This is a genomic window from Flavobacterium branchiophilum NBRC 15030 = ATCC 35035 (genome assembly GCF_002217205.1).
GTDB classification, from domain to species: Bacteria; Bacteroidota; Bacteroidia; order Flavobacteriales; family Flavobacteriaceae; genus Flavobacterium; species Flavobacterium branchiophilum.
The window spans coordinates 1-23,232 of the sequence record NZ_MUGT01000047.1 but is presented as its reverse complement, the minus strand read 5'-3'; the positions used below and the strand labels follow the sequence as shown (position 1 = coordinate 23,232).

General features: G+C 29.5%; 20 protein-coding genes and 1 pseudogene. 12 read left to right on the top strand and 9 right to left on the bottom strand.

Features of this window, described 5'->3' with window-relative positions:
- Positions 1–2 precede the first annotated feature (2 nt).
- From B0A58_RS06440 to B0A58_RS06420, 5 genes are all read right to left on the bottom strand, one after another.
- Positions 3–821 carry a DUF4846 domain-containing protein gene (locus B0A58_RS06440; RefSeq protein WP_089080356.1) on the bottom strand — a complete coding sequence of 273 codons (819 nt, stop codon included), beginning with the start codon at positions 819–821 and terminating at the stop codon, positions 3–5.
- A gap of 5 nt (positions 822–826) precedes the next feature.
- Positions 827–2,854: a hypothetical protein gene (locus B0A58_RS06435; protein ID WP_089080355.1), complete on the bottom strand. Its 2,028-nt coding sequence runs from the start codon at positions 2,852–2,854 to the stop codon at positions 827–829.
- Between the two features lie 46 nt (positions 2,855–2,900).
- On the bottom strand, positions 2,901–3,647 hold the full coding sequence (fabG, locus tag B0A58_RS06430) for a 3-oxoacyl-[acyl-carrier-protein] reductase (RefSeq protein ID WP_014084260.1): 747 nt from the start codon (positions 3,645–3,647) through the stop codon (positions 2,901–2,903).
- Between the two features lie 162 nt (positions 3,648–3,809).
- The gene (locus B0A58_RS06425; RefSeq protein WP_089080354.1) at positions 3,810–4,247 is read right to left on the bottom strand and encodes a hypothetical protein; all 438 of its coding nucleotides are present in this window, start codon (positions 4,245–4,247) and stop codon (positions 3,810–3,812) included.
- Between the two features lie 77 nt (positions 4,248–4,324).
- A complete protein-coding gene (locus B0A58_RS06420; RefSeq protein ID WP_089080421.1) occupies positions 4,325–5,344 on the bottom strand; it encodes a helix-turn-helix transcriptional regulator in 1,020 nt (339 codons plus the stop codon).
- A 396-nt stretch (positions 5,345–5,740) separates the two neighbouring features.
- Between B0A58_RS06420 and B0A58_RS06415 the strand changes: the two genes are divergently transcribed.
- From B0A58_RS06415 to B0A58_RS06370, 10 genes are all read left to right on the top strand, one after another.
- Complete coding sequence (locus B0A58_RS06415; protein ID WP_089080353.1) at positions 5,741–7,045, top strand: reverse transcriptase domain-containing protein; 1,305 nt, start codon at positions 5,741–5,743, stop codon at positions 7,043–7,045.
- Positions 7,046–7,069: 24 nt separating this feature from the next.
- Positions 7,070–8,170 (top strand): hypothetical protein, encoded by a 1,101-nt coding sequence (locus B0A58_RS06410; RefSeq protein WP_089080352.1) that lies wholly within the window; start codon positions 7,070–7,072, stop codon positions 8,168–8,170.
- A gap of 1 nt (position 8,171) precedes the next feature.
- On the top strand, positions 8,172–8,870 hold the full coding sequence (locus B0A58_RS06405; RefSeq protein ID WP_089080351.1) for a hypothetical protein: 699 nt from the start codon (positions 8,172–8,174) through the stop codon (positions 8,868–8,870).
- Complete coding sequence (locus B0A58_RS06400) at positions 8,842–10,503, top strand: response regulator transcription factor (RefSeq protein WP_089080350.1); 1,662 nt, start codon at positions 8,842–8,844, stop codon at positions 10,501–10,503. Before B0A58_RS06405 ends, B0A58_RS06400 begins: the two co-directional genes overlap by 29 nt.
- A 194-nt stretch (positions 10,504–10,697) precedes the next feature.
- Positions 10,698–13,121, top strand: coding sequence for an Hsp70 family protein (locus tag B0A58_RS06395; RefSeq protein ID WP_089080349.1), 2,424 nt, complete (start codon positions 10,698–10,700; stop codon positions 13,119–13,121).
- A gap of 2 nt (positions 13,122–13,123) precedes the next feature.
- Positions 13,124–14,302 carry a 3'-5' exonuclease gene (locus B0A58_RS06390; RefSeq protein ID WP_089080348.1) on the top strand — a complete coding sequence of 393 codons (1,179 nt, stop codon included), beginning with the start codon at positions 13,124–13,126 and terminating at the stop codon, positions 14,300–14,302.
- Between the two features lie 12 nt (positions 14,303–14,314).
- Positions 14,315–15,589, top strand: coding sequence for a hypothetical protein (locus tag B0A58_RS06385; RefSeq protein ID WP_089080347.1), 1,275 nt, complete (start codon positions 14,315–14,317; stop codon positions 15,587–15,589).
- 143 nt (positions 15,590–15,732) lie between these two features.
- Positions 15,733–16,083 (top strand): DUF3127 domain-containing protein, encoded by a 351-nt coding sequence (locus B0A58_RS06380; RefSeq protein ID WP_089080346.1) that lies wholly within the window; start codon positions 15,733–15,735, stop codon positions 16,081–16,083.
- Between the two features lie 214 nt (positions 16,084–16,297).
- Complete coding sequence (locus B0A58_RS06375) at positions 16,298–17,395, top strand: replicative DNA helicase (protein ID WP_089080345.1); 1,098 nt, start codon at positions 16,298–16,300, stop codon at positions 17,393–17,395.
- A gap of 198 nt (positions 17,396–17,593) precedes the next feature.
- Positions 17,594–18,736: a reverse transcriptase family protein gene (locus B0A58_RS06370; RefSeq protein ID WP_165766304.1), complete on the top strand. Its 1,143-nt coding sequence runs from the start codon at positions 17,594–17,596 to the stop codon at positions 18,734–18,736.
- 31 nt (positions 18,737–18,767) lie between these two features.
- On the opposite strand, the gene B0A58_RS06365 is transcribed toward B0A58_RS06370, so the two are convergent.
- Positions 18,768–18,995 carry a VF530 family protein gene (locus tag B0A58_RS06365; protein ID WP_089080343.1) on the bottom strand — a complete coding sequence of 76 codons (228 nt, stop codon included), beginning with the start codon at positions 18,993–18,995 and terminating at the stop codon, positions 18,768–18,770.
- A gap of 103 nt (positions 18,996–19,098) precedes the next feature.
- On the opposite strand from B0A58_RS06365, the gene smpB reads away from it, so the two are divergent.
- Together smpB and B0A58_RS06355 are read left to right on the top strand one after the other, a co-directional pair.
- The gene (gene smpB, locus B0A58_RS06360; protein ID WP_089080420.1) at positions 19,099–19,554 is read left to right on the top strand and encodes an SsrA-binding protein SmpB; all 456 of its coding nucleotides are present in this window, start codon (positions 19,099–19,101) and stop codon (positions 19,552–19,554) included.
- A gap of 71 nt (positions 19,555–19,625) precedes the next feature.
- Positions 19,626–20,675, top strand: a complete 1,050-nt coding sequence (locus B0A58_RS06355) for a Fic family protein (protein ID WP_089080342.1) — start codon at positions 19,626–19,628, stop codon at positions 20,673–20,675.
- A 57-nt stretch (positions 20,676–20,732) separates the two neighbouring features.
- On the opposite strand, the pseudogene B0A58_RS06350 reads toward B0A58_RS06355, so the two are convergent.
- The 3 genes and pseudogenes from B0A58_RS06350 to B0A58_RS06340 form a co-directional block, all read right to left on the bottom strand.
- Positions 20,733–21,140, bottom strand: a pseudogene (locus B0A58_RS06350) (M3 family metallopeptidase); the annotation flags it as partial.
- A gap of 284 nt (positions 21,141–21,424) precedes the next feature.
- On the bottom strand, positions 21,425–22,675 hold the full coding sequence (locus B0A58_RS06345; RefSeq protein ID WP_089080341.1) for a type II toxin-antitoxin system HipA family toxin: 1,251 nt from the start codon (positions 22,673–22,675) through the stop codon (positions 21,425–21,427).
- Positions 22,676–22,681: 6 nt separating this feature from the next.
- On the bottom strand, positions 22,682–23,008 hold the full coding sequence (locus tag B0A58_RS06340; protein ID WP_243389457.1) for a helix-turn-helix domain-containing protein: 327 nt from the start codon (positions 23,006–23,008) through the stop codon (positions 22,682–22,684).
- Positions 23,009–23,232: the final 224 nt, after the last annotated feature.

The window sequence follows — 23,232 nt, the reverse complement described above, 5'->3', positions numbered from 1 at the left end:
ATTTAAAACCTTTTGAGTTGCGATGAATCAAAACGCCATTCTGGAGTTTCCAATGTGGTTCCAAAATCCAAATCGTACCAAGGACTTTCGTTGGTCCGATTGGGATTTTGTAAAACTTGTAATTCTTGAGCGGGCATATAGCTTTGTGCTAACATAAATATCGTATGATTATTTTGAATATTTACTGCTTTATCTACAACTATTACTGCATGTCCTGGAAAACCGCCCTTTATAAAAACATCGCCAATTTGAATATCTTTAACAGCAATGGTTTTCAATTCTTTTTCTAATGAGGCTGTGCCCGCATATTGAAAAATTTGTTCCAAATATTGCCAATATACATTTTGATCTGCTGCTGGAACAGTGGCTTTTTTCCAATAAGTTTTGTTGCCTTGCAAAACAATTCTTTTTCCTTTAATCCATTCCGAAAAATCAACTCTAAAACCATTTGTAAAGTTAAAATGAATGGCATTAAAGTCCTTTTTTTGGTACAAATAATCAGCCCTCAATCGCATAACAGCATCAGCACATTGGTGTAAATCTTTATTGCCAATTGGCAAATCTATAACGGCTACATACACATTGGCTTTATTTTTATAAGTCCCATTATAATATTTAACAAGACTATTTTGAGGTTTTAATTTTAAATTTCTCAAATAATTTGCAAAAGAATTGGGGCTTTCTTGAGTTCTAACAAAACCCTGAGGCACAGGAAAACGATGTGCAATGGTATTATAATTTTGATTTAAAAACGGTACAAAATTAACAGAAGCTAAAAAAATAACTACTAGTATTAAAAAAATAAATGTTTTATTTTTCATAAAATCTATAATAAACCATTATACTTACGAACAAACCATTCTACAGACAATACAAACGCTAATAATGCCAAAAGCCACTCCCAATCAATTAACGGTGTTTTTTTGACAATTGCTTTTTCGGTAGGTTTATAATTGGGGTTATCCAATAATTGTTTGATTAATGCAGGTGTTTGCGTTGGATAAAAGCATTTTCCTCCATAATTTTTAGCGAGTTGTTGCAACTTGAGCACCTCTGGATTTACAAATTGCTTTTCAATATCAAAAGGAGCAATTTCAAAAAAACTATTATATACAGCATTTGTATTAATTTCTTTGACAATAAACTGATAATGGCCTGCTTCCAAACCTTCTAAATTTACTTTAAAACTATTGTTGTTTTTTAAGAAATCATATTTAATTTGTTTTTTATTGTCTTTATTTATTATCGAAATAGTCAACTTTGCTTTTTCGTCAAACTCATAATTTTTATTAAAAAATTCTGCCGTAATCTCAATCAAATCAGAGGCATTATAAAAATGTTCATGATGAACAATTAACGATTTTTTTCGGTCGTTTGAAGCTAAAAATTGGATGGTTTTGTCTAAAAATTGATCAAATTTTTCAAAACTTTTTTGATTTAGATGTTCTTGCAAACGCCATTTCCAAATATTTTCTCCAAAGAGGTAGGCATTTCGCTGGGCTGTATAGGATACAAAGGTGAGCAAAGGTTGCTGCGTATTAATATTCCTTATTTTAGCATTCAAAAGTACTTGATTTGGTGCTTTTGAAATAATTTTTCCAAAAGGATTTTGTAATGGTGGTAACTCGTTAAAAACGTGGGGCTCTATGGCAAATAAATTAAATTGATCTTCAAAAGCAGCGAGATAATCCTCTTTTTGAGTAGTCATTTGAAACACAAAATCAGTTTGGTTTTGATTCAAAAAATTAAAATCGGTATGTAAACCCGTAATAATCAAGGCATTTAATTTTATTTTTGCCTTTAAATCAAAAATATTTTTAAAACTTTCGTTTGGTTGATATAAAAGTAGCACATTAAAATCCTGCAACGATTGGATGGCTGTGGGTTTTAGGATGGTAACTTTTCTTTGATTATTGGTTTCAATGGCCCTTTTTATAGCTCCTAAATCAGGATGGCTGATTGCAGAAACCAAGGCAATATTGGTTTTTTGATCAATAATATCAATAGCAAAATTCTTAATGTTATTATGTATATTATGTTCTTTTTCTGAAGAAATTATTTGAGCTTTATATATTTGAAGGCCCATTTTATCTGCTGGCAAAAGTACTTGTAGAACTGCCGATTTTTTGTTTTTTGAAAATGAAATGGCTTGTTTGACTAATGTATTGTTGCCATTTGTAATACTAAAATTAGCATGAACTGACTTATTCCCAGAGTATTGTAAAAATACCTCAACAGGAAATTTATTTTTATAAAAAGCATACTTATTGACATTCAGTTGATTGATTTTCAAATCTAAAAAAGTAGTCGTATCGCCAATAACTATGGGCAAAATTTGAGCGTGTTTTGGAAAACTAAATGTATAATCATTGCCAGATGTTTGATTTCCATCTGTAATAATAACCGTAGGAAAATAATTATTTTTTAAAATATTTTTTAAATATATACCAACTCCATCAATATTAGTTTTAGTACCTTTGAAATCAATTTGTTGCGACATTTCGGTTTTGTCATCAAATTTCAAAAATTGCACATCAAATTTGGTTTTCAAATCAGCGTTTTGAGCTAATTGTTGGTAAACGTCTGTAGCTGTTTTTTGTGCAAATAAATTTTTAATAGAGCTAGAATTATCCATAACAATTGCCAAAGGAGTTTTGACAATTTCAAAAGTATTTCTTGAAATTACTGGATTTATTAACAATAAAAGGAGGATAAAAACACTAAAAAAACGCAAACAAGCCAAAAACAAAATGGTTTTTGACTTGTTTGTATTTTTATATATGTATTGGTAAAAAGCAATCCCAATTGCTATAAGTACAGCTAAAAAAATGAGCAATATTGTAGTAGTATTCATTAATATATTGGGGTTTTTACCTTAAATTACAACTTATAACTTCAAATTAAGTAAGCATACCTCCGCAAACATTCAACACCTGACCAGTAACAAAACTGCTCATATCCGAAGCAAAAAACAAGCAAGCATTGGCTACATCTTCTGTAGTGCCGCCACGTTTCAATGGAATGCCATCTCGCCATCCCTGAACCACATCTTCGTTTAATTTTGCAGTCATTTCTGTTTCAATAAAACCTGGTGCAATGGCATTACAGCGAATGTTTCTTGACCCCAATTCTAAGGCAATCGATTTTGTAAAACCAATAACTCCCGCTTTTGAAGCTGCATAATTGGTTTGTCCAGCATTGCCTTTGACTCCCACTACACTACTCATATTGATAATAGAGCCTTTACGGTTTTTTAAGAATGTTTTTTGAACGGCTTTGGTCATATTAAAAACAGATTTCAAATTGACATCTATAACTTGATCAAAATCATTTTCGGTCATTCGCATCAACAAATTATCCTTTGTAATTCCTGCATTATTAATCAAAATATCTATGTTTCCAAACTCTGCCAAAACGGCTTCTACAAAAGTTTGAGCCTCATTAAAATCAGCGGCATTAGATTGATACCCTTTTGCTTTTATGCCCAATTGGTTCAATTCATTTTCTAATTCTTGAGCAGATGCTGCCGATGAACTATAAGTAAAAGCTATATTTGCTCCATTTTTTGCAAATATTTCCGCAATTCCTTTTCCAATTCCTCTGCTGGCACCTGTAATAATGGCCGTTTTCCCTTCTAGTAATTTCATTTTTAAATAATTATAATTGATTCAATAATTGAAGTGTCAAATATAAACAAATAATTTAAAACCAATACAAAACCTAAATCAATAAAATCAAATTTTTAAAAATATAGTAAAAATAATAAGTTATGATTCAAATTTTAACTAAAATCTTAAATATATTGTACACTACCCCTTAAACTTCCAATCAAATTCGTTTTCATTTTTAATCATAGCACCCAATTCCAACTTGACTACTTCGTCAAACTCTACCTGAAACAACAACCAATTGTCTTCATTAAAAAAATTGTGGAAAGAGTCCACTTGTTCTTCAGCAAAATGATTGATTTTTTTTGAAGCTAAAATTTTTTTTACGTCACTTATTTTTCTTCCCATTATTTTTTCGCCAAAAAGAGTTAAATCTTGGCTAGATGCCACCAAATAACCTAACTTATAGTCTTCCTCTTCATAAAAAGTTAACCTTATTTTGTATTGATTATATAAATAAATTCTGTTTTGATCATCATCCAAAAACGACAAATCTGGCTTTCCATATTTTGCCATTACATCAGCTTCTTTCATGCCAAAAATTAAGGAATCGATTCCATTTTTTAAATTAACCTGCATATAAAATTGTTTAAATAAGTGTTGATTTTAGCAGACAAATGTACTGTTTTTTTGATAATGATATCATAACTACTGAATTATAATTTGTATAAATTTTGGGCACCATTTATTTTATTTATAATTAAATCCACCAAATGAAGCGGTGCAATTACTTTTACACTATCGGCATAACTCAAAATAAACCTTACTAATTCGTAATTAATTATTATATTTAGCTTAATTTCTAAAGTATTTTCATCAATCCATTTATTTTTTTGAGTTTCATGAATTGGCTTATTCATCATATATTTAGCCGTTAAGGGTTCAAAATGCAGGATTACAGTTTCAATAATTGAATTTTCGGGTTTAGAAACACCAATCATGTCTGAAAAATATTCCTTAAAATCAATTTTTTCATTTTCTATAAAACCCTTATCAATACATTTGTAACTTACAATTCTATCCAACGCAATATTCCAATCATACTTATTTTTGGAAGGATTTAAACCCAAAATAAACCATCTGTTGTTATATTGTTTTAAATAATATGGGTGGAATTCAAATTTATAAGACTCTGGAAACGAAAAATCTTTATATTCAATTTCTAATGTTAGTTTATCTTTCACTGCCTGAAACAACATACCAAAATTGTCTATACCCTTCAAATCTGCATTTTGTTCAAACCCAATAAATGGTTTTTCTATAATATTATTTTTAAATTTCATATCTAGTTTTGCAATAATTTCAGAAATCCCTTCAAATTGAGGCATTCCCTCAAAATGGCTTAAAGTTAATAATGCAGCTTGAAATTCGTTGGTTTCTATATCATTTAAAGCTAAGTTGTTGATAGAAAAATTAATGTTTTCGTAGCGGTAATTTTTTTTTTTACCATCACTTAAATCTGCAAATTCTATACCCCAACCTTCAGTAGATTTCATAAAGGCAATATCTTCTTGTAGTTGTCTTAACTTTATGGCGTTCTTGTGATTGTCAAAAATTTCAAATAATTTATCGTTTAACTCTTGAAGTAAAACATCAATAGTATAAATCTTAAACGGATGACGAAAAAAAGAGTCTAAAATTTTATATCTTATAAAAGGATTTTTTGTAATTGCCATATTAAAAAAATGGTTTAATTTTGCTTGAATTTTGGTGCAATATAAAAAATATTTTGCTATGCAGCAAAAATGCAGAGATGGAATATAAATTTGCAGCATCAAAATAAGTTCTTTGAAAACCGTAGTTAAAATATTGAATCGCTCGTTTTTATAACGGGCTTGCTTGCTGGATTTTTTGTTTCCAATATGTTGTAAACAAAATATCAAATCGGCAAGTTCTATAACGCAAGTTATAATGGAATGTTTAGTAATCAACTAATTATAATATATTTATTATTTTATGTTGGATACTAATCAAGACCCTAACTTCTAGTATTTATTGATGAAAAATTTGTTGATGAAGAAAAAGAATATACACTACGGTTTTTCAAAACATATAAAACAATGTAAGTTACCATGAAAACAAATGTAGATCAACAAACTGAGATTAAAGAATTATTTCAGAATATGAAAAAAGAAGCTGATTTATGGCATTTAATCAATGTAGCCAAAAAACATATTCATGGATCAAAAGCCTCAAACTTTAAACCTAAATTATTACAACACCTCATTTTAAAAGATGCGAAAGAGTTCAATTTAGAAAACTCAACTTCTGTTTTTTATCATCAATTTGAAATAAAAAAGAAATCTGGGGGTATTAGGACTATACATGCACCACATCCAAAATTAAAAGAAGTTCAAGAAGCCTTGAATTATATTTTTCAATGTGTATATCTACCTCATCCCAATGCAACTGGATTTGTGGTGGGCAAATCAATTGTAGATAATGCCAAGAAACATGTCAACCAAAAATATGTTTACAATCTTGATTTGAAAGATTTTTTTCCGAGTATTGATAAATCAAGAGTTTGGGGAAGACTTTTAATAGCTCCGTTTAATTTAAAAAACAGTCCCAAAGGTATTAAAATAGCCAACATGATTGCCTCTATTTGTTGTACAAAACTTGAAGTAGAACGAATTAAAGATGGTGTTAGTCATACTATTTTGACATCGGTTTTGCCACAAGGTGCACCAACATCTCCGACATTAACAAATGCTATTTGCGAAAAAATGGACATTCGACTAGCAGGTGTAGCCAAACGATTTGGTTTGCAATATTCTAGATATGCAGACGATATTACCTTTAGTAGCAACCACAATGCTTGTGAGTATGCAAAAGGAAAATTTGAAAAAATATATAAAAAAAATAGTATTTTTGATACAGAAGTTAGAAGAATAATTACAGATCAAAATTTTCGTATAAACGAAAGTAAAGTTCGATTGCAGGTAAAAAATGTAAAACAAGAAGTTACAGGTATAACGGTAAACGAAAAGTTGAATGTTTCTAGAGATTATATCAAGCAGTTAAGAAAATGGTTATATTATTGGGAATCCTATGGATTTGACAAAGCAAGTACTTTTTTCACACAAAATTATATGGCAGAAAAAGGGCATTTAGTTTCAAAAAAACCCAATATGACCCATGTTTTAGAAGGGAAATTGTTATATTTAAAGATGGTAAAAGGTGCAGAGGACAGTACTTATATAGGGTTAAAAACCAGATTTGAAAAATTATCAGGAAGAGTAAACAAAATTGATCAGTTGCTAGACGTTTGGGAAAAAGAAGGAGTTGAGGCAGCGATTTCATTTTATAATTTTGGAAAAAAATCAAAAAAGATAGCCCCTAATGAAGAATTAGATGCTGTTTTCAATGAGAAATGAATATAAATAATAAAATCTTATAAAATGATACAAGATTCATTTGATTTAGTCCATCATTTATTAGCCGATAAAAAATTAACAATCGCCCAAAAAGAGCGGGTTTTTCAGCTTTCAAGCAACTTTATGAAAACCGATTCGGAATTAATAAAAACCTTAGACAAGCAGTTGAAAAACATCAATGAAAAAGTGGAGGGGTTGGAGAAGAAGAGCGGTTTGGGTGAAGTATTGGGGGGAGCGAAGAAAGTTGAAAAAAAAATAGTTGTGAAAAAACACAAACCAAAAGATGTTGCCAATTTCATGTATTTATTTAACAATCCAAATGGACTAAAATATCTTACACATGATTTTGACCAACAAAAGGATTTCGATATAGAACTATTTTTAGAAAACACAAAGAAAGTTTTTGAGAGAGAAACTAAAAAACTAAAAATACCATCTTATTTGTATAGCATTGTAAATGAATTTTCATTTAATGAAAATCCAAATTGGGGAAACGGTATGAACGAAGGGTTTTCATGTAATAAATGGAAAAATTGGTCAAAAGAATATAAATTATCACCATTTAGAAATCCTGAATTCATTAAAGTGATTGATGAATTTAGAAACTTAACAAGAATACAATCTCCTGATTTGAAAATGGATGTGGAAGAAATTATTGAAAACGTATTTTTAGATTCAAAAATTGAATACACATTGAAAAGATTAGAGAATGCTGATTTTTATACCAACACAAAAGAATTCAAATTAGCCTTAAAGAGTATTTTTGAAATCATTCGAGATAAAGGAAAAATACTGCCTATTAATAAATTTGACATGACTTTTAAAGGGAAATTAGTAGGTAACTATTATGAAATAAATCTAATTATAACCCACTATAATTCCTTTCCTTCTAAAGATTTTAACCAATTACTTCCAGAATGGAAAACTGAAAAAGGCACAATTGGGAGCATAAGAAAAAAACTTTTTGGATATTGCGATTGGTCGATAGAGACTAAATTTGAGAATGGTTGCTTTAAAATTAATCTTTTAAGTGGGAATGATGAACCCGAATTTGAAAAACTAGCAACCGAAAATAGTATTGGAACGATACATACTTTAACTTTTTATTATAAAACTTCAGATTAAAATGATTTATTTAATTGACGATAACAGACACAACCAACACGTAAATAATTATGGAATACATTATATCAAAAACAATACGTTTTCAGATATTCTGATATATATTGATAAGCTAGAAAAAAACCAAGATTTAAGTTTTTTAAATGAAGCAAGTTGTATATTAATTCATGCAACAACTGCTGATGTGCTTAATGGTGAATTTATTGATGGATCCAAAAGTAACGTAATAAAAATTATGGAAACTATTTGTGAAAACGGCGATAAAATACCTTTGGTAACCTTTAGTGAAGGAAACACCAAACCAAATTTAGAACCAATTAGCAACAAACGAATTGATTTAAAAAAATCATTGTTTTATTCTAATTTATATGATTTTTTGATTCATTACAGAGAAAATAAAGAATTTGAATTTGAAATACTATTGAATGGAAAGCATTATAAATCCATTAAAATAGTAAGAAAATCAAATCTATTAATTGAAATGCTACAATTCAAAGACCAAAATGAGATTTTGAAATTAAGAGACATTAATCTTACTGCCTTTAAGGAAATTATAGAAATGGCTTCTATTTCAATTAGCTTTGATGAATTGCTGGAGGAATTAGAAGACAATCCGATTACGGTTTTGAAATTTATTGACAATTTAAACACTATAAATAACAGCTTTACAAAATATGGAAAAAATATATACGGTTGGCTTTAGCCAAGAACAAGTAAATTATTTAGGTTTTAAAAACTTAGATTTACCAATTTTGCATGAAAACGACACAGAATATCACAACTACATCACTAGTATTTTTGCAAATAACGACATTCACGTAATTGTTTTCGATCTGAATAAAAACCTAATTCAAAGTTTGAAACTTTCTCTTCATATTCGATTGTCGTTAGCCGAACTTAAAGAAAAAACTCTTATACCCATTGTATTTCTCACAACTCAAAGTTTAGAGAGTATCATCAAATTAAGTGATATTTGGTATCAAATTATTGCTACGGGCAGTATTTATTTTACAGAGCTAAAATTAGTAAAGCATGATGTGCAACATGTGGAAGTTTTAAACGAAAGTTCCTATAAAAATTCATTTTTAAATAAAATTGCTATTCGACCCGACGAAAGCATTGGCAAACATTCTATTGCAAATGAATGGGGTGCGTTTTCTCTCGATAAAGCAGCACATACCGAAGTTTTGAAAAGCAACGAAAACTTAAAACAGATGTTTCACAAACTGTATTTCAAATATATACAAGCGCTTCAATTTGATTTGGAAACATTAAACAAAAAATCACACATCAAAGGGTATATTAATGTAGAAAAAGCCGATTTAATTGAATCCAATGACAAAAAAATTGTTTTGATAGACGACGAAGCCGAAAAAGGATGGGGTTTAGTTTTAGGAAAATTATTTAAAAACGCTGATTTTAAGGTTATTAATGAAAAAATAAAGTCTTTTGAAGATTTATCTGAAGCCTCAAAAAAAATGATTTTTGAGGAAGAAATTGATTTATTTCTAATTGATTTAAGGTTAAATGGAGTTGATGAAGATGATAATTTACCAATAGAGAAATTTTCTGGATATGATGTTATTTCAAAAATAAAAAAACAAAACAAAGGCAATCAAATCATTGTATTTACAGCATCAAATAAAGTTTGGAACATAAAGCCATTATTGGATTTTGGCGCCGATGCGTTTTATGTAAAAGAATCACCTGAATATTTATTTTCAAAAGAAATCTCACAAAACAATTATCAATCCTTCAAAAAAAATGTGGCATTTAGTTTTAACCGTTCCTATTTGAAAACCATTTATTCAAGAATAGACAATCTTATTTCTATCTTGACTATTAAAAAAACAGAGCAAAATGGAGATTTTATAGAAGAAATTTTGGTTTTGTTAAATCAAGCTATTGAAATGCATGATTACGCCAAAACAGAAAAACAATTTGCTTATGCTTATGTTACCCTTTATATGATAATTGAAATTATAAATAAAGAATATGCCAAAGAAGACGAAGAAAAAAACTGGTGCATTGATGGTGAAAAGATAAAGAAATGGAGGAAAATAGATCATGCAATTGATTTTGATGATACAGATGAAAAATATAGATCCGAAGCAAATAAAATTCTTGGAATTGCCATACAAAAATTAGAAATAGAACAGACAAATGAAATTCTTTTGACAGTGAATAGCGTCATTGCTAGAAGAAATTATTTCATCCACCCAAAACCAACCTATAAAGACGGGAAACCCGTCACACCCGATGGTAAGATTTATACAAAAGATGGTTTTATAGAGCTTTTTAACTTTATTGAACTGCTTGTAACAAAAATCAACTAACCCACCCAACCCATATAAAATTTAACTATTTTTGCAAGAAATTGAGAAACTATGGCTAATATTATATACCCTTTTCAGAAATCAAATGAATTATTGAAACAATCAAAATGTTTTGGGGTTGATTTGGGTGCGATATGTTTTTATTGGTAGATAAAAATTAATTAAAAAAGAAAAACTTTAACGAATTGAGGAAAATGAATAATGAATTAACCCTACATAATCTAATACCATCTATTTCAAACCAAGAAATAGTTCAAGATAAATTAAGAAATAGTACTTTTATTGGTATTGATTTCGGTACATCAACTACAGTCGTTAGTTATACAGTTTTCGGTAAAGATTTACAACCAATCATAACAGATGTTATGCCCATTAAACAGCTAAATCACGATGGCAGTTATACTGAAAATCATATAGTTCCATCTTGTATTGCTTGGTTTGAAAATAAATTATTTATTGGTAAAACAGCAAAACAGCTAAAAAGCAAATTGACTTATGGACGTAATTTATGGTATTCATTTAAAATGAAATTAGGAGTGGACAACGGCCCTGTTTATTTTTCATCTGAATTAACTAAAGAACATAATAGTGCTTCAATAGAAAATCCTCTTGATGCAACAAAGGTTTTTTTTAAATATTTAAAAAATGAAATTGACAATTTTATAAAAACTAACGAGTTACCTTTTGCTTCTTATTATTCAATTAGTATTCCAGCATCTTTTGAAGCAAACCAAAGGAAAGACTTGAAAGAAGCTTTAGATTTTGCAAATATACCTTTTCAGGACAGCTTATTCATTGATGAGCCAAATGCAGCATTTTTAAGTTATTTAATAGAAGTGAATTCAAATAATTTAGGAAATTACAACATACCGATTGATAGTCCATTACATATTTTAGTTTTTGATTTTGGAGCAGGTACATGCGACATATCTATATTGGAAATCGGTAGGAAAAACGGAAAATTATATTCAAAAAATGTTGCAATTTCAAAATTTGAACAACTTGGAGGTGACGACATAGATAAGCAAATTGTAAAGGAAATTCTTTTTCCACAACTTCTTAATCAAAACGGATTAGAAGCTGATGATATAAAAACACCCGAATACAATAAAATTATTCTTCCAAAATTGCAACCTATTGCAGAAAATTTAAAAATTAAAATTTGTAAAACTGTTGCAAGTAATTTAGTGGGGCGTGAACTTCCGTCAATCGCATCTTCAAACAAAAATATTGTACTTGAACAATCATTTCAAATATTACTACCAAAATATAGACTTTTATTTGAAAATCCTTCGCTTTCATTTAATGAATTTAATGATATAATAGATAAGTTTACAAATACTAGTTCAGAATTAAATAGTAATGACACTCCTGAATTAAAAAGCATTTATTCAGTTATTAATTCAGCACTAAAAAAAGGAAATATTGAAAATGAAGATATTGATTTAGTTTTATTGATTGGTGGAAGCTCCTATAATCCATATATTCAAACATCTTTATACAAATATTTTACACAATCTGAGATTGAAATTCCTAGAGATTTGCAATCTCATGTTTCAACTGGCGCTGCTGTTAATTCATTTTTGCAAAATGGATTAAATGTTGATATGATAAAGCCTATTATTAGCGAACCAATACTCATTATTTTAGAAAATAATACCTCCAGAATCTTAGTTAAAGATGGTACTGAAATTCCATATAAAGATATAAGCGTTAATGGATTATTCCCAAGAAAAGACAAACAAACTAAAATAGAAATTCCAATTTGTGTTAGTAGTAAAGAAAAAATTTTATCAATAATAACAATTGAGACACCCGAAGGATTTAACAAAGAAGATGAAATACAAATACATTGTGAAATTTCACATGATAAATTGATCCATTTCCGTGCCTATATCAAAGATATAGAAATAAAAGTTGAACCTTTGAATCCTTTTTCAAATACAGCATTAACTACGGAACAAATTGCAGAAAAGAAAATATTAAAAAGCCTGAATGAAGCATCAAAAAATAATGGAGGAAGGCCTCCAGTAAATCTCCTAAAAGAATTAGCAAATTATTATGTAAAGGTTAATAAACACCAAAAGGCTGCTGAAACTTTTGAAACAGTTCAATCTTTAGACCCAATTAATAGATACGAAACTTCAATTTGCTTTCACTATGATAAGGCAAATATGAAAAATCAATCTGATAAATGGGCTAAAATTGCTTTTGAGAAAAATCCAAACGGTACAAACGCTTACAATCTTGCACTTATAAAAGAAAATAATGGTGATTTTAAAAAATATGAAGAATTAATGGAAATCGCCGTTGATCGTAAATTAGATGCTGCTTTTTTGAGTTATGGTGAGTATCTATTAAATAGAGATAAAGAAAAAGCTAATTTGCTTTTACAAAACGCTTTTGACAAATGGTATAATGAATACAAAATTAATATTTTGAATAAAAACAATTATATGAGATTAGTAAAGGTTGCTAGTTTACTAGGAAAGTTTGAAATTTCAGAAAAAGTAAAATTAGATTTTGATAAAATCAAACAAGAAAACTCTGTTCAATGGTATAACGAGGATAATCTTGCCTCAGACAACAAAATTTACTTACCCGAAATAAATGAATAATTATGGCATGGTTCATCACCAAAACTCAACTCGATAAAGAGCAACTCGCTTTTTTACAAAATGTTGAGAACAATAAATTAGATAATTTTTGGATAAAAGGTTATGCTGGGAGTGGAAAATCAGTATTATTAATACATTGTTTGTTAAAGGAAAAAGAAAAAAATCCAAAAGCAAAAATTATTATAGTCTTATATACTTTAGCTTTAGTTGATATGATTAAAGCAGGTATTCCTAATGAATATAAAGATATTAAAGTTGTTACCTATCATCAATTTATAGGAATGCATGATATTTGGGATTTAGTTTTAGTAGATGAGGTTCAAGACTTGAGAGAAAGTACAATAAGAAAAATTAAGTCTAATGGGAATAGAATTATTGTAGCTGGTGATGTAAATCAATCTATTTATGATAATGTTTGTAACACCGATGAAATAGCTTCTATTTTATCAAGCAAATCCGTTTCTTTAGAGATAATACACAGAATTAGTAGAAGGATAAGGCAAGTTGCACAGTTTTTTTGTACTGACAGAGATGGTTTTAATTCAGCGGCATTAGGTCGTTTGGTGGAACTTCCACCAAGGTTAATAAAAGCAAATTCATATTTAGAAGAATGTAAGTATATATTATTAAACGCAAAAGAGTATGCTAAATCTGGATATGCTCCATCAATTTTAATTCCTAAGCATGTTTATATTTTTGATTTTATTCAAACATTGTTGAGCATAGAGAACAAACCTCTAATGCCTGATGATTATAAAGTAAATTGCAAAGAGAATTATATCAAAATAAATGACCACTTAAAAACGAATGGTTTAAAATTTCAATATTTAGGCAATGGTGCTGGTTCTTTTGAAGATGCTTCAAAATATTCTTTAGCGACAATTATGACTTACCATAGTGCTAAAGGATTAGATTTTAAAGCCGTTTTTGTCCCATTTTTGACACCATCATTAGAAATTTGGCGTAATTTTGAAACACGAGCAAGAACTTTATTTTTTGTAGCCCTCACAAGAAGTAGAGAGCAATTATTCTTATCTTACTCTGGACAAACAAAACACGATTATTTAAATCTAATTCCCGAAACAAATTTCCATAAATTAAATGCAACTGATGAAATAAACCGTTTGTCTAATCCAATAAGTATAGAAAATGACAACGACGAACCGTTAATAGTATTCTAAAAAAGTAATGAAATGAAATTAATAACAACAAATATTTTTGATTTTACAGATTTTTATAAGTTTGGTTATAAATTTATTAATAGAGAATTAGTAATTGACACGTTAAACAACACGTTAAATGGAAAAGAATTACTTGAAAAAACAGGTTTTTTTGAAGAGGATTTTGATGTTTTCTTTTTAGAAATTTCAAATGATTTATTGGATGAAAATAACCATTTTTTAAAATTATCATTTATTGAAGTATTAAATATTATACCGCTGACAGAAAAAGGAAAGAATAGTTTATCAAAAAAATTACCTGAATTTAAGATTTCTAATCCAATAGACACTAAATTTTCAAAATTATTATTTGATGAAAGAAATAATGAGTTATCAATTAATGGAGCAAACAGGTTGTTGGCATCATTTGATATTCCAAAAATTAATATTTTAGACACATATCAAAATGATTTTTTTATATCATTGGCTAAATATTCTGATGATTTAAATTCCGAACTTGATACATTAATGGATAGTTTAGTTTTTTATGAAAGGTCTAAACCTTATCCCATAAGCGATATTGGTTTTCTCTATGATGTAGGAGGAATTACAATGTCTAGATTTAACATTACGGAAGAGGATATTAGAACCCGTAATTTAATAAAAGATAAGGACATTGCTAAATTCGAATATATAGAAGAAATAATAGCTTTTTCAAAATACCTACAAAGTGTAAAAGACGACAAAATTTGGTCTAATTTTTTAACTGAGTATTGTAAAAACGAAAAATTAAAAAAATTAAATCAAGATCTAAATTTTGTTGATAATGATAATTCAATAAATAATATTTTGATAATAGCCTATTATCAAAAATTCAGATATTTGTTTAGAAATACTTCTAATTTAAGAGATGAAATAATTAAAAAAATAATCAAGAAGTTTCACAACAACACACCAAAAGAGACTACAATTGCATTATATCTAGTAGGAATGTTTTTTGGTACTATAAAATTCAAAGATATTTATTATAATTCAAAAGAATTATCAATTACAAGTTTAAAGAAACAAAAAATAGAACCAGAAGATAAAGAAGAAATATCAAAAACTAAAACCATAAGAGAAATAAAAGAATGGTATTTATCATGTGAAGCCGTATCAAAAACAAATAAAAATGCGTTAAAATCTTTTTTTGGAGACGAAGAATATAGCTATAGCGAATTAAAGGCAATATTAAATAAGAAAAATAAGAAAATATTAACAAAAAATGTAGATAAAGAATTATTCAAATTTATCAATAACTTAATATAAATAACTCATTCTTTAACTTTAAAAAAATCATACCAATAATAATAACTTATTTTAAAAATCAAATACGATTATAAAACAATATTTTCAATTAACTACGCACCAAAACTGCATACATAAACTATAAATTTGCAAAAAAAATAAAGATGACTATAACAGCAAAATTGGTTCAAGTATTACCGCTTCAAACAGGAATCGGAAAAAATGGGGAGTGGAAAAAACAAGACATCATTGTAGAAACAGACGGTCAATATCCAAAAAAGATATGTGTTTCTGTTTGGGGAGACAAAATAAACAACAACCAGTTACAAATTGGTAATGTGCTAAACCTTGAATTTGATATAGAAAGCAGGGAATTTAATGGCAAATGGTACACCGACCTCAAAGCTTGGAAAGTTGAGGTTATAAATAGCACAACACCTAACCATTCAAATACTTCAGATAGTGATACAATAATAGACGTGGAACCTGATAATGAAGATATTTTACCTTTTTAATTTCTAGCAAATAGTAGGCACTTTGCATTTTAAAATTGAAGTTATGCTATACAAAAGTTGGTTCACTATAGGCAAATCAATACTTTTAAATAGGATTGGGAACGATTTAATAACCCAGAAATGTAATTCGATAATTTCATAAAAAGAAAAATTACGGTTTAAAATATTTCATAAATAATATTCACAACATCTAAAAAAAAATTAACTTTAGGGCATGAACTTAAATATTAAAAATAAAATTGAAAACATTCTTCTTCATACTATGGATGATTCAGAAATTATTTACAAGCTTAAACAAGTTTTGTATGAAGCCGATTTTCAGCAAAATACAGCCAGAAATTCAAAAAGTATGGCAACGCTAATTTCGGAAAACATCAAACAAATTCAAGATAATACTAAAAAATACACCTCCGTCAAAACGGGCTTTACACAATTAGATACTAATTTTGGAGGGTTTGAGCTGGGTGAAATCGTGGTCATAGGTGGGCGACCTGCCATGGGCAAAACGCAATTATTAGTGAATCTATCTTTGCATATTTCCCAAAAAATGCACTTGCTTTATTTTAGTTTTGACTTATCTGAATTTTCACTAAGTAGCCGTTTTCTTTCGTGTGTTTCTGGCATAGCCGTTGAAAAAATCATGCAAAACAAACTTAGCGATGATGAAAAACAAAAAGTAGCCTCTTTTGAAAGTAATTTTAAAAACCACCAACTGTTTTTTAACGACAGTTGTTACCACTCTATCTCCGCATTCAAAGCACTTTGTGAAAATCAAATTAAAGAAAACCACATAAAAGTAATTGTTATTGATTATTTACAGTTGATGGGTACCAACAAATACCGACACAATCGCGAGTATGAAATAAGCTATATTAGCAGAGAATTAAAAAATATAGCTAAAACATTTAATGTTTGTATTATAATATCAAGTCAATTAAGTAGAGCTTTAGAAACAAGGAGTGGTTCAAAACGACCGCAACTTTCTGACTTGCGGGATAGTGGAGCCATTGAACAAGATGCCGATAAAGTACTCTTTGTTTACAGAGCCGAATATTATAAAATTGATGAAGATGAGGAAGGGGAAAGCACCGATAGAAGGATGGAATTAATCCTTGCAAAAAACAAAAATGGCGTTTTAGGCACGGTACATCTTCTAAGAGACGAAAACTTCACAAGTTTTCAAGCTTTTGACCCAAACAAAAATGAATTTACGTTTTCAAAAGAAAGACTAAAAGAGTTATATGACCAAAACCCAAATTTAATAAATTTGGTTAATGACTTTAATTTAGATGCAGATAATACTCCCTTTTAAAAATGAAGATATTGAGCCGTTGTTTTAAAAATTATGATGTCAAACATTTACAACATTGCGGTTGTGTTCCTGCAACCCAAATCGAGCTGTAAGCAAGAAAATATTGCTATTTATTGCGATGCTCACTGCGTTCCGCTTCTCATAAATAGCAAGAAAACCAAAGATAATTTACAACGGCTCTTTTTAAATAAAAATAGGATGACAGTACCTGAAATTCAGCAACTCGTTCAAAGACATAAAAAAGAATTTAAAAAATATTTTTCTGATGATTTTTATCTTACTAATCTTGCTTTGCAGGATTTTAAGAAGCATGAATTAAACGCGCTATGTCTTCTTTCCATCGAAGAGCCATTTGAATTAGCCAAATTCCTTACAACACCAATCTATCATTTAGAAGAACTACTTAATAATCCACCATACAAGCATTTCACCATCCAAAAGAAAAGGGGTGGCACAAGACAGATTTTTGCACCCGAAAATTCGCTAAAAGGGATTCAAAAAAGGCTGAATTATTTTTTACAGGCCTACTATTTATGGTTAAAACCACATCATGTGCATGGCTTTGTTATAAACCCACATTATCTAGGAACTTCTTGCAATATTGTGGAGAACGCAAAAGTTCATGTTTCAAAAAACTTTGTCTTAAACATTGATCTTAAAGATTTTTTCCATAGCATAACTGCAAACCAGGTAAAAGACATTTTCTCTTCACACTTCTTTAACTTCAGTGAACCCATTGCAATAGCATTAACCTTGCTTACTACCTACAAAGGCAAACTACCAATCGGTGCACCTACATCACCAGTACTATCCAATTTTATTTGCCACGAACTTGATGATGATTTGCTTCGTTTTAGTGCCGAAAATGATTTAACTTTTACCCGCTATGCAGACGATTTAACCTTTTCGTCTAACTTTAAAATTTCACATGACATCACTCTTGACATCATAAACTTGATTAAAAAGAATTTCTTTGAAATAAACTCAAAAAAAATTCATTTAAAAACACAAAATAGAAAGCAAATCGTTACAGGATTAACAGTGAACCAAAAGGTAAACGTGGACAAAAAACTACTAAAAAAAATACGAGCCATGCTTCATGACGTTTCTATAAACGGCATAGAAAAAGCAGCCCAACGCCATTTTAAACTTAACAAAATTGACAAAAGATACTCATCACAATTCATGAACCGCTTAGAAGGTTATATTAATTTTGTTGGACAAGTAAGGGGTAAAGGGGATACTTTAGTTTTAAAATTCAAAGAGGAATTTAAATTAATTTTTGAAATTGAAATTCACAAAGAATCTAATAAAAAATTAGACGAAAATAATATCAAATAAAATTTTTGAAATCTGAGACAAAAAACAAAGTTTAATTTCTTTTTGTCAATGATTTCACATACAACTCTTCTACTTTTTTGCGAGCCCAATCGGTTTTTCGCAAAAAAGTTAAACTCGATTTTATGGATGGATTTTCTATAAAACATTTTATTTTTATTTGATCTCCCAAACTTTCAAATCCATACAAATCAACTAATTGCTCTACTATTTTTTTAAGTGTAATGCCGTGCAATGGGTCTTTTGTTGCTCTTTTTTCCATGGCACAAATTTACTCTTTTTTTCTTTTCTTTTCTTTCTACAAAAAAAATGAAGTTTACTTTGTTCTTTTTTTTCTTTTTGTAGTACTTTTGCAATCCAATATTATGATAAAAACCGCCAACATATTAAATAAAAGAGCTCGCTTCGATTTTGAAATTATCGAAACCTTTTCGGCTGGAATAGTTTTAACAGGTACAGAAATAAAATCCATCAGACTAGGAAAGGCACAAATTGCCGAAAGTTTTTGCGAATTTAGTAATGGTGAATTATTTGCAATCAACACATACATAGAGGAATATGCTTTTGGTAACCAATTTAATCACAAAGCAAGAAGTGAAAGAAAACTATTATTAAACAAAAGAGAACTAAAATCTCTTGCCAGAAGCGTAGAAACCAAAGGTCTTACTATAGTGCCTCTTCGATTATTTACCAACGAAAAAGGGTTGGCAAAACTAGAAATTGGTTTATGCCGTGGTAAAAAAACCTACGACAAACGAGAATCACTAAAAGAACAAGATACCAAACGAGACTTGGCTAGAATTAAAAAAGAATTTAGTTAAATATTAGAAAAACTTTTTTTTGAATAAAAATATGACTAAATTTGTCAAGAAATTAAAAGTCATCATTACGAATGAAAATATTACTAAAAACCGCTAGAGAACAAAAAGGCATCAAAACCAGAGAGTTAGCTCAATTAATGCAAATTGACCAAGCACTTATTAGCAAGTTTGAAAACGGTACAAGAAAGCCAACCCGCGAACAAGTATTCAAACTTGCTCAATTGCTAGAATTAGATTATGATACTTTAATGGTTGCTTGGCTAAAAGAAAAAATTTTATACGAAATAGGTTCCGATGATTTAACAATCCGTGCAATGGATTTGGTTCGTGAAGAAATTGAAAACTACTATTCTGTACAAAAAATAACAATTTCAAACAATCTTCAAGCTATTTTGGATGAAATTGATGTGTTAAAAGAAAAACTAAACAAATATCGAGAATTTGACAGTTATAGAATTTCTCAGGCACTAGAATTAGAATACATTTTTGAAAGTAATCGTATTGAAGGCAATACTTTAACGCTGCGCGAGACCGATTTAGTTATTAATGAAGGACTTACGGTTTCGGGTAAAAGTATGCGTGAACATTTAGAAGCCATCAATCATGTGGAGGCAATAGCGTATATAAAGCAATTGGTGGAAAGAAATTTTTATATAAATGAACGAGAGCTGTTATCGGTTCACAATTTAATCTTGAGAGGTATTATGCCAGAAGATGCGGGTCGGTATAGAAATGTTCAAGTCATGATTAAGGGGAGCAGCCATTTGCCACCACAACCGTATCTTGTTGCCAAGCAAATGGAAGATTATTTTATTTGGATGGAACAACAAAAAAACAAATTGCATCCTGTTGTTTTAGCTGCAGAAATGCACGAAAGATTGGTAACCATTCACCCTTTTATTGATGGTAATGGTAGAACTTCTCGGTTGATAATGAATTTTATCTTATTGCAACACGGTTATGTAATTGCAAATATAAAAGGAGATTATGATACACGAATGAAATATTATCAAACATTAGAAACCGCTCAAACTAACCACAACAAAGAAGATTTTATTATGTTTGTTGCTCAAGTTGAAAAAGAATGTATGGAACGCTATTTGTCTATTATTAGTAAATAATTCAACCACTTTAATTTAATAAAAAAACCAGTAATTTTTGTTACTGGCTTTTTTTTGTTAGTTTTTGCTTAATCCTCGTTTTTTTAATAGGGGTTGAACGCTTGGCTCGGTGCCTCGGAATCGTTTGTATAATTCCATTGGTTCTTCAGTGCCTCCTTTTTCTAATATGTTTTTTCTAAAGGATAATGCTTTCTCGGGATTGAATAAACTCGTGGTTTTGAACACTTCAAAAGCATCGGTATCCAATACACCTGACCAAATGTAACTGTAATATCCCGCTGAATAGCCTCCTGCAAATATATGATTGAAATAAGTGGATTTGTATCGTGGAATTATAGCATCAATCAACCCGATTTTTTGCATTGCTGTACTTTCAAAAGTAGCGGCATCTGTTGTAATCGCTTGTTTTTGTGTGTGGTATTCCATGTCTAACAACGATGCTGCTAAATATTCAACCGTAGTAAATCCTTGGTCAAAAGTGGCTCACAATAAATATTAAAAAAATAATAATTATTAAAAATAATGAGATATTTTCACAATTAAATTTAACTAATAAATTTTTAACAAAATTTGAATTGAAAAACAAAATATCTTTTGTTCCGTAAACCGCGTTAGGGATAGAGGCGGTATCCTTTTACTTGCCCTTTTTTGGGGCAAGTAAAAGATAAAGCCGATAGCCCGACCCCAATTGCCAGCTATGTGCATGCTAGATTTCTGGCAATTGGGGGAACGCCCAAATATGTTTGAAATTAATAATTAAAAGCGTTGCCCATTATTTGTTGTTCACTTCTTGAGATTCCAATTTTATTAGCCACTTCTTCCCATTTACTTACAGCGCTTTTTACCTCTTCAATGATAGAAACCATCTGATTTTTGTTAAGTCTAAAATAGGCACCAACACTTATTGCTATTTCAAAATCTAATGCATAGTTATCCATATCGATATTTAATGATAAACCGTCTTTATCAATTGAAGGATTTAAATCATAAGCTGGTGACAAAATCCACCCTTCATTGGTTAAAATAAAGCCATGATTGCGTAAATGGTCATCGGTATTTGAAATAGCTATATTAAATACGATTCTTCGCCATAATTGATGTAAATTTTCTTCAATAGCAACCCCGTAGTTACTAATAAATTCGGCTATTTCTAAGTAACTGGGATGATTCTCTTTTATTGTTTCTTCATTATTTCCAGTCATCGTCATTGCAGATGCAAAATGAATTCTTTTTCCATTTTCTCTATCAAAACGTTTTGTAAAAAAGGTATTATAAGTACCCATTATTTTTTCTATTTTGCATGGAGCCATATCAATTCCAGCTTGAATGGCTAATTTATAGGCTAAATATTCCCATGCTGCTTTATCTATTGTATCTGACTTGGATGGAAATTTAGCTATCCATAAACTTTTATCAGTATCCAAGATATTGGCTTTGGGTCTGGCACCTCCTAAAGAAGAACCGGGTGCAATTAATATGGAAAGCCATTTTCTTATTTCATCATTATCTTTATCATTTTCAATGTTCTCTGCTGCGTTTTGAAGTTCTCTGATGGACGACCAAGGTGGTGTTGAAGCCGTTTTGTTATTATCTAAAAAAGCACCATTTGGGTCGGTTTTAAAGCGTAACGCACCCATTCTGCTTTCATCGAAAACGCCTAAAAGAAAATCAATATCATAAAGTGTTGGTGTCTTGGTATTATTTTCTTTTGCCCATTGTGCTGCTCTTCGTTTCATAAGTGTTCTTCCCCAAGTATCGGGCATACTATCTAAAAAAATACCAAAATTTTCTTTTTGATTTGGATATTGCGAACCCGTAAACAAACTTATGTCTGGATCTAATAAAAATTTTTGTTCTGTTTTAAGCCAAATAGCATCATACTCAAAACTAAAGGCTTTTTTACCTTTTGCTTGTTGAGCGGTTAGTATTCCAATTAGTTTTGGTTCTATCATTCCAACCCAATCAGCATAAACATAGATGTTTGTATTATTTAGTGCCATATTGTATTATTTTAAAAGTTCAAGGTCTTGGAGTTTTCTACCTAATACATCATCGGCGGCTAATTTTAAAAAGTCGTCTTGAAGCCCTAATACTCTCAATACATTAAAGTAAGCCCCCATAGCCACACCTGAATTCCCAGATTCAATTAAATATAATGTGGAGCGAGAAATGTCAGCACGCTCCGCAACTTGGATCATGGTTAACTTACGTCTTTTACGGGCTAGCTTTATGTTTTCTCCCATTTTTACAAGTAGTAAATTGTACTTTGGAAAAATGGTTTGTTTTTTAGTATCCATTGCATAATGATTGTTATTCTGTACAAAATTAAACATTTTGTTTTAAATAACAAACATTTTAATAAATTGTTTTTTTTTAACTTTTTTACTGAAATCCCCAACTTACCGTAAACTGCGTTAGGGATAGAGGCGATATCCTTTTAATTGCCCCTTTTTTGGAGCAATTGATTGAATAATGTCAAGATAACTACTTCAAATAAATGTTAAATAAATTAATAAATTTTACGTTATATTTTCATGAATTAATAATACCAAATATA

What these genes read in the sequence shown, in the direction of transcription:
- B0A58_RS06420 (WP_089080421.1), bottom strand. Translation starts at nt 5,344, where the DNA reads ATGGCAATTACAAAAAATCCTTTTATAAGATATAAAATTTTAGACTCT.
- B0A58_RS06355 (WP_089080342.1), top strand. Translation starts at nt 19,626, where the DNA reads ATGAAAATATTACTAAAAACCGCTAGAGAACAAAAAGGCATCAAAACC.
- B0A58_RS06400 (WP_089080350.1), top strand. Translation starts at nt 8,842, where the DNA reads ATGGAAAAAATATATACGGTTGGCTTTAGCCAAGAACAAGTAAATTAT.
- B0A58_RS06390 (WP_089080348.1), top strand. Translation starts at nt 13,124, where the DNA reads ATGGCATGGTTCATCACCAAAACTCAACTCGATAAAGAGCAACTCGCT.
- B0A58_RS06340 (WP_243389457.1), bottom strand. Translation starts at nt 23,008, where the DNA reads ATGTTTAATTTTGTACAGAATAACAATCATTATGCAATGGATACTAAA.
- fabG (WP_014084260.1), bottom strand. Translation starts at nt 3,647, where the DNA reads ATGAAATTACTAGAAGGGAAAACGGCCATTATTACAGGTGCCAGCAGA.
- B0A58_RS06415 (WP_089080353.1), top strand. Translation starts at nt 5,741, where the DNA reads ATGAAAACAAATGTAGATCAACAAACTGAGATTAAAGAATTATTTCAG.
- B0A58_RS06385 (WP_089080347.1), top strand. Translation starts at nt 14,315, where the DNA reads ATGAAATTAATAACAACAAATATTTTTGATTTTACAGATTTTTATAAG.
- B0A58_RS06370 (WP_165766304.1), top strand. Translation starts at nt 17,594, where the DNA reads ATGACAGTACCTGAAATTCAGCAACTCGTTCAAAGACATAAAAAAGAA.
- B0A58_RS06395 (WP_089080349.1), top strand. Translation starts at nt 10,698, where the DNA reads ATGAATAATGAATTAACCCTACATAATCTAATACCATCTATTTCAAAC.
- smpB (WP_089080420.1), top strand. Translation starts at nt 19,099, where the DNA reads ATGATAAAAACCGCCAACATATTAAATAAAAGAGCTCGCTTCGATTTT.
- B0A58_RS06440 (WP_089080356.1), bottom strand. Translation starts at nt 821, where the DNA reads ATGAAAAATAAAACATTTATTTTTTTAATACTAGTAGTTATTTTTTTA.
- B0A58_RS06365 (WP_089080343.1), bottom strand. Translation starts at nt 18,995, where the DNA reads ATGGAAAAAAGAGCAACAAAAGACCCATTGCACGGCATTACACTTAAA.
- B0A58_RS06425 (WP_089080354.1), bottom strand. Translation starts at nt 4,247, where the DNA reads ATGCAGGTTAATTTAAAAAATGGAATCGATTCCTTAATTTTTGGCATG.
- B0A58_RS06410 (WP_089080352.1), top strand. Translation starts at nt 7,070, where the DNA reads ATGATACAAGATTCATTTGATTTAGTCCATCATTTATTAGCCGATAAA.
- B0A58_RS06380 (WP_089080346.1), top strand. Translation starts at nt 15,733, where the DNA reads ATGACTATAACAGCAAAATTGGTTCAAGTATTACCGCTTCAAACAGGA.
- B0A58_RS06435 (WP_089080355.1), bottom strand. Translation starts at nt 2,854, where the DNA reads ATGAATACTACTACAATATTGCTCATTTTTTTAGCTGTACTTATAGCA.
- B0A58_RS06405 (WP_089080351.1), top strand. Translation starts at nt 8,172, where the DNA reads ATGATTTATTTAATTGACGATAACAGACACAACCAACACGTAAATAAT.
- B0A58_RS06345 (WP_089080341.1), bottom strand. Translation starts at nt 22,675, where the DNA reads ATGGCACTAAATAATACAAACATCTATGTTTATGCTGATTGGGTTGGA.
- B0A58_RS06375 (WP_089080345.1), top strand. Translation starts at nt 16,298, where the DNA reads ATGAACTTAAATATTAAAAATAAAATTGAAAACATTCTTCTTCATACT.